Genomic DNA, 15,903 nt, shown 5'->3' with positions numbered 1-15,903 from the left:
CATCATCTTGCGCCTACTGAACCTTGCATGAATTTGAATTAACCTAGCAGGTCACAACAAAAATTTTGCACAAAGAGTGAATGTAGCAGGTAAACTAAGACAACATAAGTTGTGGTATTTGCAAGGAGAAGTCATGACCTATCAACAGGCTGGGCGTGTCGCTGTGATCAAACGGATTGCGGGGTGGCTCGTTTTTATACCAGCACTGCTGTCAACATTGATATCCATTATCAATTTTGCCTATCAATTTAGCCAAAAGAGCACTGGCATTAATGCCGTCATGATGGATTTTATCCACGTAATGACTGACATGATTCGCTTTAATACCACTTTTTTGGATATTTTTTGGTTCAACTCACCTGTACCTGACTTCGAACAAGGCCTTTCCGCTGCTAACATCATGTTCTTTATCATTTATATGCTGATCTTTGTCGGGTTATCGTTACAGGCATCAGGTGCCCGGATGTCGCGACAAGTACGGCATATCCGAGAAGGCATTGAAGACCAGATGATTTTAGAGCAGGCCAAAGGCAGTGAAGGGCGTAGTCGCGAGCAATTAGAAGAGAAAATCGTGCTACCGCATCACACCATTTTCTTGCAGTTCTTTACGCTCTATATCCTACCGATTGTTATCGGTGTCGTGGCTTATTTTGTTGTCAAATTACTGGGATTGATGGCTCAAGGCTAAAGTTGAGTCCTCTTACTCTGACAGATGCTTGGTCTGACGAAATAAACTTGGTCTGACGAAATAAAATAAGAAAAACACCCCGACTCGTTGAATTGCCAACTTTTGGGGTGTTTTGTTTTTTGCTTGAATCAGTCACTGCCGTATCGGTGGTTTGCAACGCTAGAACCGCTCTGGATGCAGCAATTGCTCTACGGCTTTTTGCGCGCTCAGCCAGTGTTGACCGCCAAATAGATTGCTACGATTCAATAAGTAATAGAGTTGATAAATGGGCTGCCGCTCAATAAAGTCGGTCGGCAGTGGCCAAATACTCTGGTAGCCATCATAAATCTGAGCGGGTAGGTTAGGGCAGAGCGGCAACATGGCAAGGTCACACTCTCTATCACCCCAATAACAGGCGGGATCAAAAATGACAGGCCCATTAGCACTGGCCGCACAATTGGCGGGCCATAAATCGCCATGTAGCAACGAAGGTTGCGGTTGATGCCCCAGTAAACGTTCCTGCACAAGTGCTGTTATCTGATCAATATCGCCAAAAGACATGCCCTTCTCAGCGGCTAATTGCAGTTGCCAACCGATACGCTGTTCAGAAAAGAATTGCGCCCAACGTCGTTGCCAACTATTAGGTTGCGGTGTGGTGGCTAAATCATTATCAAAATCTAGCCCAAATTGCAGTTGTTCACTCCATTGATGCAAATGTGCTAATTGTTGACCAAGACAATAAGCATTATGGGCATCGAGGGGTTTCAGGGGAATATATTCGAGTAGCAGGAAGCTGTAATCACGATCGCTACCCACACCATAAACTTCAGGTACTTGGACCGTTTTACTGCGCGCTAATAATGAGAGTTGATCAGCCTCAGCAGTAAATATAGGCAGCATCTCACGGGCATTGCATTTCACGAAAACCTCGGTTTCGCCATAACTGAGGCGCCACGCTTCATGAATATCTCCGCCCGGTAATTCGGTTCTTTCCCGAATTTCAGCCGGGCCTAGGTATTCACCTAACAGACGCTTGACTGCTTGCCACATGATTCACCCCCTACAGCTTGCCAGTTATATCCTTTCGAACTGAATTACAGGCCGTTAGCAGCGTTAAATTTCCGCTGACCTGCAACGCACATGACTTTGGGTAGATATGATTAGGTTAGCTTTTTTTCTGTGTAAAAAACAAGCGCTAACACACAGCAATATCTACGTCGGATCAAACAAAAGACTGATTCTGGCCGATAAGTGACATATTATTTTTCGAGTTGATAAATGCCACGTTAACGACAAAAGGATCACGGCAAAAATAGGCGAGACAGATCGCGACAACTAACAAATAAGCCGTAAATATTACGGCTTAACGGTAAAGACTTAATTGATTATAGCAGGTTGCCTTATGGCGCGTTTTCGGCACTATTTGGCTTATTCTGCTGTGGTATTTGACGGCCTTGCACGGGTTTGACATGGCTGTATATGAGTGCAACCACAAAGAATAATGCTTGAATAATGACAATACAGGGGCCAGTTGCCCCATCAATATGGAAACTGATCAGCGTTCCTAATACGCAGGAGACAACAGACACTAATGTTGCGACAATCAACATCCTGTCAAAACTGCGACAAATCATAAAGGCGATAATACCTGGGGCGATTAGCATAGCGATCACCAAAATAACCCCGACAGCCTGCAACGACGCCACAATTGTTAATGCCAGCAAGCAAAGTAACCCATAGTGCAGAAACTTGACGGGTAGCCCAATAACTCGCGCATGATTTGGGTCAAAACAGTAAAGCATGAAGTCTTTACGTTTTAGTAGCACCACGAGGAGGGTGAAACCAGCAATCCACAAGGTCTGCTTCAATTCTGCCAATGAAATACCGAGCATATTACCGAATAAAATATGGCTGAGGTGCTGGTCTGTATCCATGCGAGAGAACAGCACTATGCCAAAGGCAAACATACCTGAGAAGACAATACCCATGACGGTATCTTCTTTGACTCGGCTATTTTCTTTTAAATAACCTGTCGCGACAGCACAAAAAATGCCTGAGACAAATGCGCCGATAACGAGCGGAATACCAAGCCAAAAGGCCAGTACGATCCCCGGTAATACGGCGTGGGAGATGGCATCGCCCATCAATGACCAGCCTTTTAGTACCAGATAGCATGACAAGACCGCACATACGACACCAGTAATAATCGCGGCGACGATCGCTCGCTGCATAAATGGATACGCGAATGGATCACTGATCAGACTGAACAATGTATTCATACATTATCCTCCGGCCGCTGTTGTAGCGAATGACGACGTTTTTGGCGAGTCCGGAAGCGGGTTGCTACCAACCCATGTTTAGGAGCAAAGACAAAGGCAAACAAGAATACCAATGTTTGCAAGGTCACAATGACCCCACCGGTAGCGCCATCCAGATAGAAACTAAGATAGGCACCCAAGGCGCTGGTGATGGAACCAATGGCGATTGCGATGATCAGTAAGCGACCAAAGCGGTCAGTCAGTAAATAGGCGGTGGCTCCCGGCGTGACAACCATGGCGATAACTAGAATTGCGCCAACGGTCTGTAATGCCGCGACTGTGCAGGCACTGAGCAGGGTAAAAAACAGAATCTTCAAGCGCAGAGGTGATAACCCGATGGATAGCGCATGGCTTTCATCGAAAAATACCGCCAGTAAGTCCTTCCAGATCAGGCATAAAATCACGAAGGACACCAAGATAATGATTTCAACCTGCAAGACATCTTCGTCAGCTATTCCCAAAATATTACCGAAAATAATTGACTGCACATTGACTGAGGTCGGGTTGAGCGAAACGATTAATAGCCCCACGGCAAAGAACGTTGAGAAGATAAAACCGATGATCGCGTCTTCACGTAGGCGGGTGATGTGCCGCACCAATGTCATCGCCAATGCTGCAAGCATGCCAGTAAAGAATGCGCCAGCAGCATAAGGCAACCCGAGAGCATAAGCTCCCGCCACACCAGGAACGACAGAGTGTGAGAGGGCATCACCCATCAGTGACCAGCCTTTCAGCATCAGATAAGCCGACAAGAATGCGCATACCGCGCCGACAATCGCACTGACCCAGATCGCCTTCACCATATAGTTATAGTTAAAAGGTTGCAGTAAAAGTTCCAGCATTAGGGGTTATCCTCTTTCGACTGACTCTGCGCAGGAGGATCATTTTTGGTATGGCCATAAAACACGGCAGGGCGTTCATCATCGGTGATTACGGTGACGGTACGAGGGTCATTGTCATCATGCAATGTACTGCCTGACAGGTTGATATGACGCAAGACACCACCAAATGTCATTTCGAGATTTTTCTGCGTGAAGGTCGTTTCTGTCGGGCCAGCCGCCAGCACAGTCTGGTTTATCAATATCACATGGTCACAAAACTCTGGCACGCTGCCGAGGTTATGGGTAGACACCAAAATCAAGTGGCCTTCATCACGCAGTGCACGTAACAAATCAATGATGGCATTTTCTGTTTTGACGTCAACACCCGTAAAAGGCTCATCCAGCAGCAATACTGAACCTTGCTGGGCCAATGCTCGAGCCAAGAACACCCGTTTTTTTTGCCCGCCAGAAAGCTCGCCAATTTGCCGTGACCGTAACGCTGTTAATCCCACTCGTTCAATGGCTTTATCAACAATAGACTTATCTTCACGACTCGGAATGCGCAGAAAATTCATTTTGCCATAGCGGCCCATCATGACGACATCTTCCACTAATACTGGGAAGTTCCAATCCACATCTTCGGTTTGCGGTACATAGGCGATGGTATTTTGCTTCAACGCATGGCTGACGGGTTTGTTACTCAGTTCTACTTTACCAACACTAGGTTTAACGAGCCCCATAATGCTTTTGAACAGAGTCGATTTACCACTGCCATTGACGCCAACTAACGCACAGATCGTCCCGCCAGTCAGGGAAAAACTGGCGTCATAAATGGCAGTATGCCCATTGTTATAGGTGACAGTGACATCATCTACTATTAGCTCAGGGCGGACAAAAACAGCTTGATTCATTGACCAAATCCTTTCGCGATAGTTTGTACTGTGGTGTTAATCAGGTCGATATACGTCGGGACCGGACCTTTCTCATTGGAGAGAGAATCAACATATAACACCCCACCATATTGCGCACCGGTTTCTTTGCTCACTTGTTTAGCCGGCTTATCTGAAATAGTACTTTCGCTAAATATCACGGGGATTTTATCTGCGCGCATAGTATCAATGACTCGACGCACTTGCTGTGGGGATCCCTGTTCTTCAGCGTTAATTGGCCATAAGTACACTTCTTTAAAACCGTAATCTTTGGCTAAATAGCTAAATGCTCCTTCACTGGTGACCAACCAACGTTGTTCAGCAGGGATGCGAGCAAGGCGTTCACGTAATGGTGCGTCCAGCGCGGCAATTTTTTCTGCGTAGGCTTTAGCGTTGCGATTGTAGGTTTCTGCATGGGCTGGATCGTGTTCAACCAGCGCTTTACGGATATTCTCAATATAAATGAGTGCATTTGAGGGAGACATCCAAGCATGTGGATTAGGGATACCTTTATATGGCCCCTCACGGATAGGTAACGGCGTAATGCCATCTGTGACGACAACGGATGGGACATCTTTGATGTTCTCGAAGAAGCGTTCAAACCATCGCTCCAGATTCATGCCATTCCATAAAATCAAATCTGCGGATTGCGCTTTAACGATATCCCGCGGCGTAGGCTGATAATCATGAATCTCTGCCCCAGGTTTAGTGATCGATTCAACCACGGCGGCATCACCGGCGACATTTTGCGCGATATCCTGAATGATTGTGAAGGTCGTCACAATTTTGAATTTTTTATCAGGGTCACTGGACTTATTTTCTGCTAAGGCCGAGGTACTGATCAGCGATGAAAATGCAACAAGAACAAATAAGGTCATAGCACGTAAAAAACGTGGTGTGGCAGTGTCGATGGAGTGCAGGTAGGGCATTTTTTTCTTAGTAAACATGGCGATGTTCCCTTTCTTTAAATGAAAATGATTATCAATATCATTGACGATCAAGTCAAGCCTTGCCATACAATAAACTAAAACTTACGGATAGTTACCGAATATAGCCTGATCATTATGTTGATAATGGTCAAACTAGCCCAAAAATCTATTTGGAGGCGATGACAACTTGTATATGCTACAAAACGGCTTATCAGCACGGGGAATACTGTGAATCCAAAAGTCGGTTGCCTAATGGCAATTTTATTGCTGGCAGGGTGTGCGAAACAAACCCCGCCACCGCAAGCAAGTAACGGGTGGCTCAAGAAAGCACCCCAGAGTGGTTTTCTTAACGCACCAAAAAGCAGCACCGGTTCAACGACAGTTGCCTACAGCGATGTCATTAAACAAGCTGCCAGCCATTATGGCGTTGATGAAACCTTAATTAAGGCCATTATTCAGGTGGAGTCTGGTTACAACCCAGATGTCGTGAGTACGTCTAATGCTGTGGGTTTGATGCAAATTAAAGCATCGACTGCGGGTCGTGATGCGTACCGGATGAAAGGGCGCAATGGGCAGCCAAGCTCAGGCGAATTAAAAGATCCAGTGAAGAATATTGATATCGGTGCAGCTTATATCAATATTTTGCAAAACCAACAGTTGGCGGGGATAAATGATCCACAAACGTTGCGTTACGCCACGATCGTTTCTTATGCCAATGGTGCAGGTGCTATGCTGCGGACTTTCTCATCAGATAAACGTCTGGCAGTGAATAAAATTAATAGTCTTAGTCCCAACGAATTTTATCAACATATACAAAAGAAGCATCCGGCCGCACAAGCACCACGTTATTTGTGGAAAGTCGATACCGCTTACCGGGCGATGTCAGAATAATATTAAAACGCTAACCGATGTCGTTTATGGATGCTGTTACTCATATCCTTCTCAACATCTCGCAGTATCAACATCGGCTAGCGTTTCACTTTAACGGTTCAATCTTTCTATTCGTTATGCAATGACTGGATGGTAGTTGGCAATAATATCCAGTACGCCATTGATAATAAATTGTACCCCCATGCACACCAGTAAGAACCCCATCAGGCGTGAAATGGCCTCAATGCCTCCTTTGCCAACCCAGCGCATGATAGCGCCTGAGCTGAGCAATGAACCCCAGAGGATTAAGGATACAGCGAGGAATATCAGCACTGGCGCGACCGTGACTACCCATGGGCTAAACTGGGTATGACCCTGAACTGAGGCGGCAGAGCTGATGATCATCGCAATCGTCCCTGGCCCAGCGGTACTCGGCATAGCCAATGGTACAAAGGCAATATTGATGGATTTCCGTTTCTTTAAATCCTGTGATTTGGCTTCTAACTGCGTGTCTTCAGTCGATTGTTGCGGGAACAGCATGCGAAAGCCAATAAATGCCACGATCAACCCACCCGCAATACGCAGACCGGGAATCGAAATACCAAAGGTATTCATCACGACCTGACCCGCGTAGTAGGCAATGGTCATAATAAAGAAGACATAAATTGATGCCATCTTCGATTGTTGATTACGTTCCTCACGGGTCATATTGCCAGATAAACCGAGCAGCAGAGCGACAGTTGTCAATGGGTTTGCCAATGGCAACAGTAATACCAAGCCTAAGCCGATGGCCTTAAATAATTCGAGAATACTCTGCATTAGTCTTGCTCCGAAAATAACACATCTTAATTACTTGCCTAACCACTCTACGCGATACGTTAGGTAAATGGCTAGACCAGATTAATTTGAATGGATAAGTGGGATTGAACGTGTCTTGATATCAGGCAAGTCGGGGATATGTGATGTAGATCAAATCTCCTGTGGGCAACAGTTGGTTCAATATGACAGATCGAGAATAATCACGTCGGCATCAATTTTCGTAAGGAATAGGGTTTTGTGCATTTGTGATATTAGCGTTGAAGATGAATATACTCGCCAGCCTTTGTCAGCTTCGGCAGCATGGGTGCTCGATACACAAGCCGCCCGTGTTCGTGGACGTCTACGTTTTTTAAAACCAAAGCGCCAAGCTCGCCCGCGTTGGCGTTTAGCGCCGTTGAAAGATGCCTACGAAATTCGCTTTTATCCAAACCGGTTACCCGAACTGTGGTTTTTCAGTGCGGAAAGTGCGGCCAGAAAGCGGCTGTAATGCTTATTATTTGCCCGAGCATGGGCGCAGTAAGTCATCCAATATCTGCATTCTTTCCTCCACTGGAATATACAACCAGCGGGTAAACCAAGGTGTTTTCGGCGTGCATTTTTGGTCTGTTTGGCGGAAATAGCGTTCGAGATCTGACAGGTCGCGTTTAACTTTTTGCATCCTCTTTCTCCCCTTGTTAAGCACTGAACAAATCATAATCAACAAAATGCGGAAGAAAAACGGATGTAAAATAATTTATTGTTCAGGATTTAGCGATGATGACTTTTGCATGAGAATTAATTCACGCGAGAGTGAAAGAAGTACGGGGCAAATTGAGCTGATGTTGCGTAATAAATACGGTGTATTGACCAAATAAAACGCCCCGATCGTGTGAACAATCGGGGCGGCGTTCCAGTAACCATTGCTACACGGAAACGGAAATTGATTATGGGCACTTCCTGTAGAAATAGCAATACACCCAGCGCAACTCAAAAGCAATAGATCATAATGTAAATCATTGTTGGTGATAATAAACATCTTTACATCGTGATAGTGGTTGCTGTAGCAAGATTATGTCGTGAGTCCGGCTTGCTGCATTTTTTGCTCCATCCATCGGCGGGCCTGAACAATTTCTGCGACGGGCTCATCCGCTTTCTCTGTCCACATTTCTATCAGAAAAGCGCCGCGATAATTGAGCTGCTTTAGCGTTTTAAATACATTGATAAAATCAACGCATCCTTCACCAAAAGGGACATCACGGAATTGCCCTGGTGAATGGTGGGTCACCGGATAAGTATCTTTCAAATGGATTGCTGCAATACGATCAATACCCAGCGATAGCTCGTGACTGACATCATTGCCCCAAGCACTCAGGTTGCCCACATCGGGATAAACCGTAAACCAAGGTGAGGCAAGGCAACTGTCCCACACTTTCCATTTGCTGATTGAGTTAATAAAGGGCGTGTCCATTATCTCTACCGACAGCATGACTTGCGCTGCGGCCGCTTGCTGTACTGCCCATTGTAGCCCTTCGGTAAAACGACCTACGGTGCCTGCATCTTGCTCTTCATAATAGACATCGTAACCCGCTAATTGGATGGTACGAATCCCCACATCTTTCGCCAATTGGATAGCTTGCGTCATCAACTGGTAAGCTTGTTTTCTCAGGCCCTCATCATGGCTGCCAAAGGGGAAGCGGCGATGCGCTGAAAGACACATGGAGGGAATGGTAATGCCGGTTTCCAACATAGCATCCACCAACGATAGACGTTGCTCTTTACTCCAGTTAAGGCGCGAGAGTCTTTCGTCTGTTTCATCAATAGACATTTCAACAAAATCGAAGCCGCAGGCTTTCGCTAAGGCTAAGCGCTCCGGCCAACTGAGCTGCTTAGGTAAGGCTTTTTCATAAATGCCTAATGGATGTTGGCGCATATTATTTCCCCCAAGTAGCATCAATGGCGTGATGGAACGCCGTCGCAACAGCAACCGGTTGTTCGGCTTCAGACAAAGCACGGCCGACGATGAAAGCGCGCACCGCGATGGAATGGAATAGCGGTAAATCAGCCGGTGTGATCCCCCCAGTGACGGATAATTCAATCCCTAAGTCAGACAAGGCTTGCATACGTTCTAAGTCGGCCTGACCCCAGTTTTGACCGCTGGCTTGCGCATCACGACCTCGATGATAAATCGCTTGTTTAAGGCCCAAGTCGCGCCAGTTCTTTGCATCTTGTAGCGTCCAGTGACCGAAGAGTTCTATCTGGATATCGCCACCGTATTGCTTGGCAACATCCAGTGCGGTGTCCATGGTAGCGAGCGGGGCAGCGCAGATAACCGTCATCCAGTTTGCGCCAGCAGAGAAGGCCTGCTGGGCCAATGTGGCACCGGCATCAGCGACTTTCAGATCGGCAACCAATGTGTGTTGCGGGTAAAGTTTACGCAGTGCTCTGACGGCCTGAATCCCTTCGCTGATACATAAAATGGTTCCTGCCTCGATAATATCGACGTGAGGATGCAGTTGTGCGGTGGTCGCTAATGCAGCGTCAAGGCTTGTGTGGTCTAGTGCGAGTTGCAATTGAGGTCTGGCGTGCGGAGTTTTCATGATCCCTTTATCCTGAATAATGTTAACGCTGGCGCTTTGTCTGAGTCGTAAAACGCTAATGCAAGGTGCCAAGTGCAGCGACTAGAGCTTGGTAGCGCAGATATTTTTCGTGGTAAGCCTGCGTGACCAGAGGGTCAGGTTGCATGACGGTGAGTTTTGGCGTGATGGCCTGTTGAGCTTCTCTGAAATCAGCGAAGCGCCCTGTACCCACCATGGCGGCCAGTGATGCGCCCAAGCAGCCGGTTTCTTCCACCTGCGGGAGTTCCACCGCTAATCCACTAATATCGGCGAACATCTGCATCCATTGCGGTGATTGAGCGGGTCCGCCGGTGATACGTAATGCACACACTTCTGGGAAGCGTTTTCGCATTCGATTGAGATGGGTCATATGGCTAAACACCACGCCTTCATAGATGGCCTGTGCCAGATGGGGGCGCTGGTGGAAGGACTGCATGCCATAAAATCCGGCGCACATGCCTAACTTGGCATTCGAGCCATATAAAAACGGCACAAATAATAGTGAGCTACTGACCTTGGGTAACGCGGCGACCCATTGGTTAATTTGTCGGTAGTCTGCTGTCCCGGCCTCAGTGCCTAACCATTGTTGGATAAACCAATCCAGATTAGCGGCGGATGTTGGGCTCGCTTCATGCACGATATATTGACCGGTTTCGGCATAACGTCCATAAACAAAGGGGTATTCGAGGTCAGATTGAAGCTGGTCGGCAATCCCAGAGGTCACCGCCCAAGTGCCCATCACTGCATTTAAGCGGCTTTGATCTTTGAGCCCTGTACACAAAGCGGTGGAGACGATATCAAACAGGCCACCGACCACGGGCAAACCGACCGGCAGACCCGTCGCATCGGATGCCGCCTGTGTTAGGGTGCCCACGATATCTGCAGCGCCCACAATTGGGGGGAGTGCACTGACTATTTCTTCGATACCCAGTAATTGGGCTAACGCAGGTTGGTAATCACCCTCAGCCATCGAATAGAGATTGGACTCTGAAATATTGGTTTCTTCGCAACCTAACTGGTCAGTCAGGCGATAACGGAGATAGTCGTGGGCCATCAAGACACTGCCAATTTGCTGATATCGGGCAGCTTGGTTTACTTTCAACCAACGTAATAATGAGACAGGATGCCCAGTCCACAATGTCTGGCGAGTCGTTGGATAGAGCGTCTGAGGTATGCCATCTTGTTGCCACTGTTTAACGATGGCCAGCGCACGCTGATCGGAAGACAGTATGGCGTTTCCGAGGGGGTTACCTTGCTTATTCAGCAGAAATAAACCCTTACCTTGCGCGGAAATACCCAGACCTTGAATACGACTGGGAGGCGTTATCTGACGGGCAAGTAATTGGCGGATGACGTCGATCATGGCATGCCATAGCACGTTCATATCCCGCTCTGCCCAGCCCGGTTGTGGGCTAATAATGGCTAGATTTTGCCGAGCGATACCGCATTCATTGCCATCTCTGTCATATAAGCCAGCTTTAATAAATGTGCCGCCACAATCGATGCCTAACCAATATTCCATTTCAGCCTCCGGCGATCATCGTTAATATATTGAGCCGTTTTTTAGCCAATAGGGGGCTGTAGCCAGATATATCGAAATATCTGGACGCCGTAACTTTCTTGCCTGTTCTTGACGCTAATGGCGAAGAATTAAACTTAACGATTAAAGCGCTAAGATTTTTGCCCAAACAGTGTCATTCACCGGAATACCATCGCGCTGATTTTCTGCTTTGATACGCGGGAATTTGTGGCCCGGTAGGCGAATAGCCACGTCTGGATTATCGCGCTCAGCTTGGGTGACATAATCACAAATGCGTTTTAGCTTTTCATCGCGTGTTTTGCCGTCAATCAATCGATCAACATCAATGGCCATAAACACTTGTGAAATGCAGAATTCATCTGACTTATCTTCGCTGACCTCCGCGACTGATAGGCCACCAGAGAGTAGGGTCGCCATCATATCTAACACGATGGATAAGCCTGACCCTTTCCAATAGCCCATGGGTAGAATACGGCGATTCTCTTCAATAATGGCGGGGTCGCGGGTCAAATTGCCGTCATTATCGAAGCCACCATCAACGGGGAGGGTATTGCCTGCTAGCCGGTTAACTTCCAGCATGCCGTAGGAGAACATTGACATCGACATATCCACCATAGTGATGGTTTCACCGGGTATCGCGATGATCAATGGATTCGTCCCGATGCGGCACTCTTTTGCCCCCCAAGGTGGCATAACCGCAATAGAGTTTGTCCAGCAGATACCGATATAACCTTTCTCTGCCGCTTGCCAGCCATAGGCTCCCCCCCGCATCCAATGGTTGGCATTTCGTAAAGCCACTACGCCAATCCCTTGCTTGTCGGCCAAGGCCATGGCTCTGTCCATCATCTGCCGAGCGGTGAGGTTACCGATGGCCTGATGAGCATTCCATTGCTCAATCGCACCAAACGCAGATGCTCTGGTGGGTATGGCATCGGGAACGATGTCACCCGCTTCTAATTGTTGAATGAAACGCGGGAATCGATTGACTCCATGTGAATAAACACCATATTCAGTGGTTTGCGCGAACATCTCAGCGCAGGCATCGGCGGTTGCTTCATTCACTTTTCGCGCCAAAAGCACTCGCTTAAATTCGGCCTTTAACTGCTGATAGCTCACTCTCATGACACACTCCCTAGCGGTATTTGATAAGTACCGGACGGATCCGGCACCGTAGAAAATAATTAGTGGCTTCTATTAGCTATAGGTCTTTAGCCACAGGTATTTAGCCGGATACGATAGAGCGACTTCCCCGCGGTGATATAGAGTTCATCGCCGTTAGGTCCGCCAAAGGTGCAGTTTGAAACTTGCTCTGGAACAGGAATTTTGCCTAACAACACTGCCTGTGGGGTAAAGACCAAAATGCCATCGGCGCAACTGCAAAATACATTGCCGGCATGATCGACGCAGAAACCATCCGGAAAACCCGGTGCAACCTCAGCAAAAAAGCGCCCCTCGCCCAGTTGCCGATCCTTGACGGGATAAACCCGTAATTGCCGCCGCCCCTGTGTTGGGAAATCGACGATAGACATATCTGCCACATACAAAAGTTGTTCATCAGGCGAAAATGCTAACCCGTTGGGCCGCTGCAAGTCGCAGGCCGCGATGTTCAGTGAATTATCTTTTGGATCAAAACAGTAGAGATAACAACCAATCACCTGACTTTCCGATTTATACCCCTCATCATCGCCGGTAATGCCATAAGGAGGATCGGTAAACCATAACGTGCCGTCAGATTTCACCACGATATCGTTGGGTGAATTAAATCGTTTGCCGTCAATACGATCGACCAATAGCGTGATATTTCCCTGTGGGTCAGTCCGGCTAATGGCGCGTCGGCCGTGTTCACAACTGACTATCGAGCCATCAGCCATACGAGCATTGCCATTAGCAAAATTAGCCGATGAACGATAAAGACTGAGCTCACCACTGCGGTGCCAGCGGAACATGCGATTGCCTTTTACATCGCTGAAAACGACAGCATTTTCTTGTGGTAACCAAACGGGCCCCTCAGCCCAAATCGCTGGCGAACATAAGCACGCCAGTTGGCTATCGGCGGCCAACACCGCCGATAATTCCCTGATATCCGTTTCAGCCAGCATCAAACTTGTCATCGTTGTTGCCTCCGACCTAAGATTTATGCTCGGCCTACTTGATGCCCCAGATAGCTTTATAGTGGCCCTGATAATCATTCTGTGGGTCAAACATCTGCTTATCGCCACCGTCACTGCTGATATTGTCACGGGTGACGAGATGAGCTGGCGTTACATAACCTGATGGTGGTTGTTTGGCGAAAGCACGGTTAAATTCATCCAGTAACTGCCAGCCATGGAGTTTTAGCGGTTCTGGCACGGTGGCAGATTGGCTATCACCAGAGCGGATACGCTGATAGGCCGAAATCGAACCATCACCCGCTGAAATGTTGTATGGCGCATTTTTGCCTCCTTTACCTGCGGTCTTAAGTGCAGGTGCCATAAAGTCAAAATAGAGGTCGTTAATGGCCAAAGCATATTGGAAGTTATCACCATGCTTTTGCAGCAAGCTGAAGGTCATCGCCGGCATACGGTTAGCCGTGTCTGCCAGCGGGGTATCGATAAACTCGACAACCTGACATCCGGTACATTTTTCAATGGTCTGCTTCATCACATTGGCTTTATCTAAGGCGATTTGATAAAGCGAATCAGTGAAAATCAGTACCTTAGCTTGGCCTTCCGATTTCGCTACGGCATACAGTGCTGCGATACGGGCCACATCATTTGAGTCGGATGTGACGTTGTAAAAAATATTGTAGTTCGGTACTGGGCCCGGTTCGGGAACGGCATGCCAAGCTGTTAGCACAATGCCTTGTGCAATCGCTTTTTTGAGCGGGATTTTAGCAACGTTCGGGTTCCAGCCACCGATAACAATGCCATCTGGTTTTTGTGCAATAGCTTGATTTAACGACGATAGCTGATCTTTTACCGAGCCGCCGCCATCGAGGGTTTCTAGTTTCCAGCCCGCGGCTTTAGCGGCTTGTGATAATCCCTCTTGCACCCCTTGTACGCCGCCATTCTTCATGTCAGAAGCGATAAAGATAATGTGCTTGTTCGGTTGCAATGCTGGACCGGTGGTGGGGCCATCCCATTCGGTGACACTCGATGTTGCTTTGCTCACGGCAGCTTTAGCCTCATCAAGATAACTATCTGCCCAACTGGGTAATGTGGTGGCAAGTACACCGGTAATAAGTAAACCCTGTAAGATCAAATTACGTTTCATATTCTGTTCCTTGGTGAGGTTAAGAATTGATGACATTTTTAGTATTACCCTGCACTTGGCTGGGTTTGATGGCTTTTTGATTTAATAATCTGCGCCGTTGGGCGTAACCGGCTAATGTAATAGAAAGCAGCAGTGTGGCACCGTTGAACAGCGGCTCTACCCAGAACTCGCCGCCAAATTGTTGAATGCCCGCAATACCAATTGCCAGAATCGCGATCCCCACGACCGTTCCCCAGACATTCACTCTGCCTGGACGAATAGTGGTACTACCAAGAAAAGCCCCTACCAGTGCGGGCAGCAGATAGTCCATTCCGACACTGGCCTGACCAACCCCTTGTTCAGAAGCAATCAGTACACCACTGAAACCGGTTAATACACTCGAAGCGACAAAGGCACCGATAGTAAAACGATTGACTGAAATCCCATTGAGCCTTGCGGCAGCCGGATTGCCACCCACCGCATACATGCAGCGGCCTAGCGGCGTGTGTTCGGTGATAAGCCATAGCACCACAGCAATAATCAAGACATAAAAAGCCACGATGGGAATACCAAATATTTCGGTGTGATGCAGCGCAATAAAGGCATCTGGCAAGTCCCCAACGATTTGGCGACCACCTGAGTGCCAGAGGGCGAGGGCATAGAGCACCGTGCCTGAACCTAATGTGGCAACAAAGCTGTCAATATCGGCTAACGCCACTAAAATTCCGTTTAACAGCCCATAAAGTGCAGAAAGAATCAGCACAGTCAGCACGGCGAATTGCCATGAGAAGCCATATTGCACTTGCAGGGTGATCGCTAAGATGTGCCAGAGCACGATACCAAAACCGACGTTTAAATCGATTTTGCCAACAATCATGGGAATGGTGGCGGCCAGCGCCAGCAACGCAATTTTTGATTTACTGGATAAAATAGCCTGCAATGTGAGCATTGAGGCGAACGACGGCGTGGTCAGTGAGAAAACCAAAACTAAGATGAAGCACAGCAACAGTAGACCGTAGCGGGTCATACCTTGCATGGCCCAAGCACCGAAACCGTGCTCACTCAGGCTGACGCGTTGTTCAAGCGCTGTCGATTTTATCGATGTTTTAGACATAACACTCTCCGGAATCTGGGTATCACAATGCCATCACATTTATGAGGCCATTACTCGCTCAGATATCTGTT

General features: G+C 47.7%; 17 protein-coding genes. 3 read left to right on the top strand and 14 right to left on the bottom strand.

What is annotated here, in order from left to right:
* Positions 1-133: 133 nt before the first annotated feature.
* On the top strand, positions 134-688 hold the full coding sequence (locus BN68_RS05660) for a YniB family protein (RefSeq protein WP_019210188.1): 555 nt from the start codon (positions 134-136) through the stop codon (positions 686-688).
* 159 nt (positions 689-847) lie between these two features.
* Here the strand turns inward: BN68_RS05660 and BN68_RS05655 are convergent, their stop codons facing one another.
* From BN68_RS05655 to yfeA, 5 genes are all read right to left on the bottom strand, one after another.
* Positions 848-1,717 carry a fructosamine kinase family protein gene (locus BN68_RS05655; RefSeq protein WP_019210187.1) on the bottom strand — a complete coding sequence of 290 codons (870 nt, stop codon included), beginning with the start codon at positions 1,715-1,717 and terminating at the stop codon, positions 848-850.
* A gap of 350 nt (positions 1,718-2,067) precedes the next feature.
* Positions 2,068-2,946: an iron/manganese ABC transporter permease subunit YfeD gene (yfeD, locus tag BN68_RS05650; protein ID WP_019210186.1), complete on the bottom strand. Its 879-nt coding sequence runs from the start codon at positions 2,944-2,946 to the stop codon at positions 2,068-2,070.
* Positions 2,943-3,827 (bottom strand): iron/manganese ABC transporter permease subunit YfeC, encoded by an 885-nt coding sequence (yfeC, locus tag BN68_RS05645; RefSeq protein WP_019210185.1) that lies wholly within the window; start codon positions 3,825-3,827, stop codon positions 2,943-2,945. Before yfeC ends, yfeD begins: the two co-directional genes overlap by 4 nt.
* On the bottom strand, positions 3,827-4,717 hold the full coding sequence (gene yfeB / locus BN68_RS05640) for an iron/manganese ABC transporter ATP-binding protein YfeB (RefSeq protein WP_019210184.1): 891 nt from the start codon (positions 4,715-4,717) through the stop codon (positions 3,827-3,829). The genes yfeC and yfeB overlap by 1 nt, the downstream gene beginning before the upstream one ends.
* Positions 4,714-5,682 carry an iron/manganese ABC transporter substrate-binding protein YfeA gene (gene yfeA / locus BN68_RS05635; RefSeq protein ID WP_019210183.1) on the bottom strand — a complete coding sequence of 323 codons (969 nt, stop codon included), beginning with the start codon at positions 5,680-5,682 and terminating at the stop codon, positions 4,714-4,716. Before yfeA ends, yfeB begins: the two co-directional genes overlap by 4 nt.
* A gap of 210 nt (positions 5,683-5,892) precedes the next feature.
* Here yfeA and BN68_RS05630 point away from each other — a divergent pair, with 210 nt between their 5' ends.
* Positions 5,893-6,555, top strand: a complete 663-nt coding sequence (locus BN68_RS05630; RefSeq protein ID WP_019210182.1) for a transglycosylase SLT domain-containing protein — start codon at positions 5,893-5,895, stop codon at positions 6,553-6,555.
* A 114-nt stretch (positions 6,556-6,669) separates the two neighbouring features.
* On the opposite strand, the gene BN68_RS05625 is transcribed toward BN68_RS05630, so the two are convergent.
* Positions 6,670-7,353, bottom strand: coding sequence for a MarC family NAAT transporter (locus BN68_RS05625; protein WP_019210181.1), 684 nt, complete (start codon positions 7,351-7,353; stop codon positions 6,670-6,672).
* 235 nt (positions 7,354-7,588) lie between these two features.
* Here BN68_RS05625 and BN68_RS05620 point away from each other — a divergent pair, with 235 nt between their 5' ends.
* Complete coding sequence (locus BN68_RS05620; RefSeq protein WP_042806409.1) at positions 7,589-7,840, top strand: hypothetical protein; 252 nt, start codon at positions 7,589-7,591, stop codon at positions 7,838-7,840.
* Positions 7,841-7,846: 6 nt separating this feature from the next.
* Here BN68_RS05620 and BN68_RS24105 read toward each other — a convergent pair whose 3' ends face one another.
* The 8 genes from BN68_RS24105 to BN68_RS05585 all read right to left on the bottom strand — a co-directional run bounded on the left by BN68_RS24105 (position 7,847) and on the right by BN68_RS05585 (position 15,832).
* Entirely contained in the window at positions 7,847-8,011 is a 165-nt protein-coding gene (locus BN68_RS24105; protein WP_019210179.1) for a hypothetical protein, read from the bottom strand.
* Between the two features lie 390 nt (positions 8,012-8,401).
* Entirely contained in the window at positions 8,402-9,262 is an 861-nt protein-coding gene (locus tag BN68_RS05615) for an L-ribulose-5-phosphate 3-epimerase (RefSeq protein WP_019210178.1), read from the bottom strand.
* Position 9,263: 1 nt separating this feature from the next.
* The gene (gene ulaD, locus BN68_RS05610) at positions 9,264-9,929 is read right to left on the bottom strand and encodes a 3-keto-L-gulonate-6-phosphate decarboxylase UlaD (RefSeq protein ID WP_019210177.1); all 666 of its coding nucleotides are present in this window, start codon (positions 9,927-9,929) and stop codon (positions 9,264-9,266) included.
* 55 nt (positions 9,930-9,984) lie between these two features.
* The gene (locus BN68_RS05605) at positions 9,985-11,469 is read right to left on the bottom strand and encodes an FGGY-family carbohydrate kinase (protein WP_019210176.1); all 1,485 of its coding nucleotides are present in this window, start codon (positions 11,467-11,469) and stop codon (positions 9,985-9,987) included.
* 141 nt (positions 11,470-11,610) lie between these two features.
* A complete protein-coding gene (yiaK, locus tag BN68_RS05600; RefSeq protein WP_019210175.1) occupies positions 11,611-12,609 on the bottom strand; it encodes a 3-dehydro-L-gulonate 2-dehydrogenase in 999 nt (332 codons plus the stop codon).
* Between the two features lie 86 nt (positions 12,610-12,695).
* Positions 12,696-13,586 (bottom strand): SMP-30/gluconolactonase/LRE family protein, encoded by an 891-nt coding sequence (locus tag BN68_RS05595; protein WP_051144537.1) that lies wholly within the window; start codon positions 13,584-13,586, stop codon positions 12,696-12,698.
* Between the two features lie 46 nt (positions 13,587-13,632).
* Positions 13,633-14,739 (bottom strand): ABC transporter substrate-binding protein, encoded by a 1,107-nt coding sequence (locus BN68_RS05590; protein ID WP_019210173.1) that lies wholly within the window; start codon positions 14,737-14,739, stop codon positions 13,633-13,635.
* A gap of 19 nt (positions 14,740-14,758) precedes the next feature.
* The gene (locus BN68_RS05585) at positions 14,759-15,832 is read right to left on the bottom strand and encodes an ABC transporter permease (protein WP_019210172.1); all 1,074 of its coding nucleotides are present in this window, start codon (positions 15,830-15,832) and stop codon (positions 14,759-14,761) included.
* Positions 15,833-15,903: the final 71 nt, after the last annotated feature.

Source organism: Yersinia massiliensis CCUG 53443 (assembly GCF_000312485.1).
GTDB classification, from domain to species: domain Bacteria; phylum Pseudomonadota; class Gammaproteobacteria; order Enterobacterales; family Enterobacteriaceae; genus Yersinia; species Yersinia massiliensis.
The sequence above is the reverse complement of the archived record's forward strand: the minus strand, read 5'-3'. Positions and strand labels throughout refer to the sequence as shown.

What these genes read in the sequence shown, in the direction of transcription:
- BN68_RS05660 (WP_019210188.1), top strand. Translation starts at nt 134, where the DNA reads ATGACCTATCAACAGGCTGGGCGTGTCGCTGTGATCAAACGGATTGCG.
- BN68_RS05605 (WP_019210176.1), bottom strand. Translation starts at nt 11,469, where the DNA reads ATGGAATATTGGTTAGGCATCGATTGTGGCGGCACATTTATTAAAGCT.
- BN68_RS05655 (WP_019210187.1), bottom strand. Translation starts at nt 1,717, where the DNA reads ATGTGGCAAGCAGTCAAGCGTCTGTTAGGTGAATACCTAGGCCCGGCT.
- BN68_RS05585 (WP_019210172.1), bottom strand. Translation starts at nt 15,832, where the DNA reads ATGTCTAAAACATCGATAAAATCGACAGCGCTTGAACAACGCGTCAGC.
- BN68_RS24105 (WP_019210179.1), bottom strand. Translation starts at nt 8,011, where the DNA reads ATGCAAAAAGTTAAACGCGACCTGTCAGATCTCGAACGCTATTTCCGC.
- ulaD (WP_019210177.1), bottom strand. Translation starts at nt 9,929, where the DNA reads ATGAAAACTCCGCACGCCAGACCTCAATTGCAACTCGCACTAGACCAC.
- yfeA (WP_019210183.1), bottom strand. Translation starts at nt 5,682, where the DNA reads ATGTTTACTAAGAAAAAAATGCCCTACCTGCACTCCATCGACACTGCC.
- yfeD (WP_019210186.1), bottom strand. Translation starts at nt 2,946, where the DNA reads ATGAATACATTGTTCAGTCTGATCAGTGATCCATTCGCGTATCCATTT.
- BN68_RS05590 (WP_019210173.1), bottom strand. Translation starts at nt 14,739, where the DNA reads ATGAAACGTAATTTGATCTTACAGGGTTTACTTATTACCGGTGTACTT.
- BN68_RS05625 (WP_019210181.1), bottom strand. Translation starts at nt 7,353, where the DNA reads ATGCAGAGTATTCTCGAATTATTTAAGGCCATCGGCTTAGGCTTGGTA.
- BN68_RS05595 (WP_051144537.1), bottom strand. Translation starts at nt 13,586, where the DNA reads ATGCTGGCTGAAACGGATATCAGGGAATTATCGGCGGTGTTGGCCGCC.
- yfeC (WP_019210185.1), bottom strand. Translation starts at nt 3,827, where the DNA reads ATGCTGGAACTTTTACTGCAACCTTTTAACTATAACTATATGGTGAAG.
- yiaK (WP_019210175.1), bottom strand. Translation starts at nt 12,609, where the DNA reads ATGAGAGTGAGCTATCAGCAGTTAAAGGCCGAATTTAAGCGAGTGCTT.
- yfeB (WP_019210184.1), bottom strand. Translation starts at nt 4,717, where the DNA reads ATGAATCAAGCTGTTTTTGTCCGCCCTGAGCTAATAGTAGATGATGTC.
- BN68_RS05615 (WP_019210178.1), bottom strand. Translation starts at nt 9,262, where the DNA reads ATGCGCCAACATCCATTAGGCATTTATGAAAAAGCCTTACCTAAGCAG.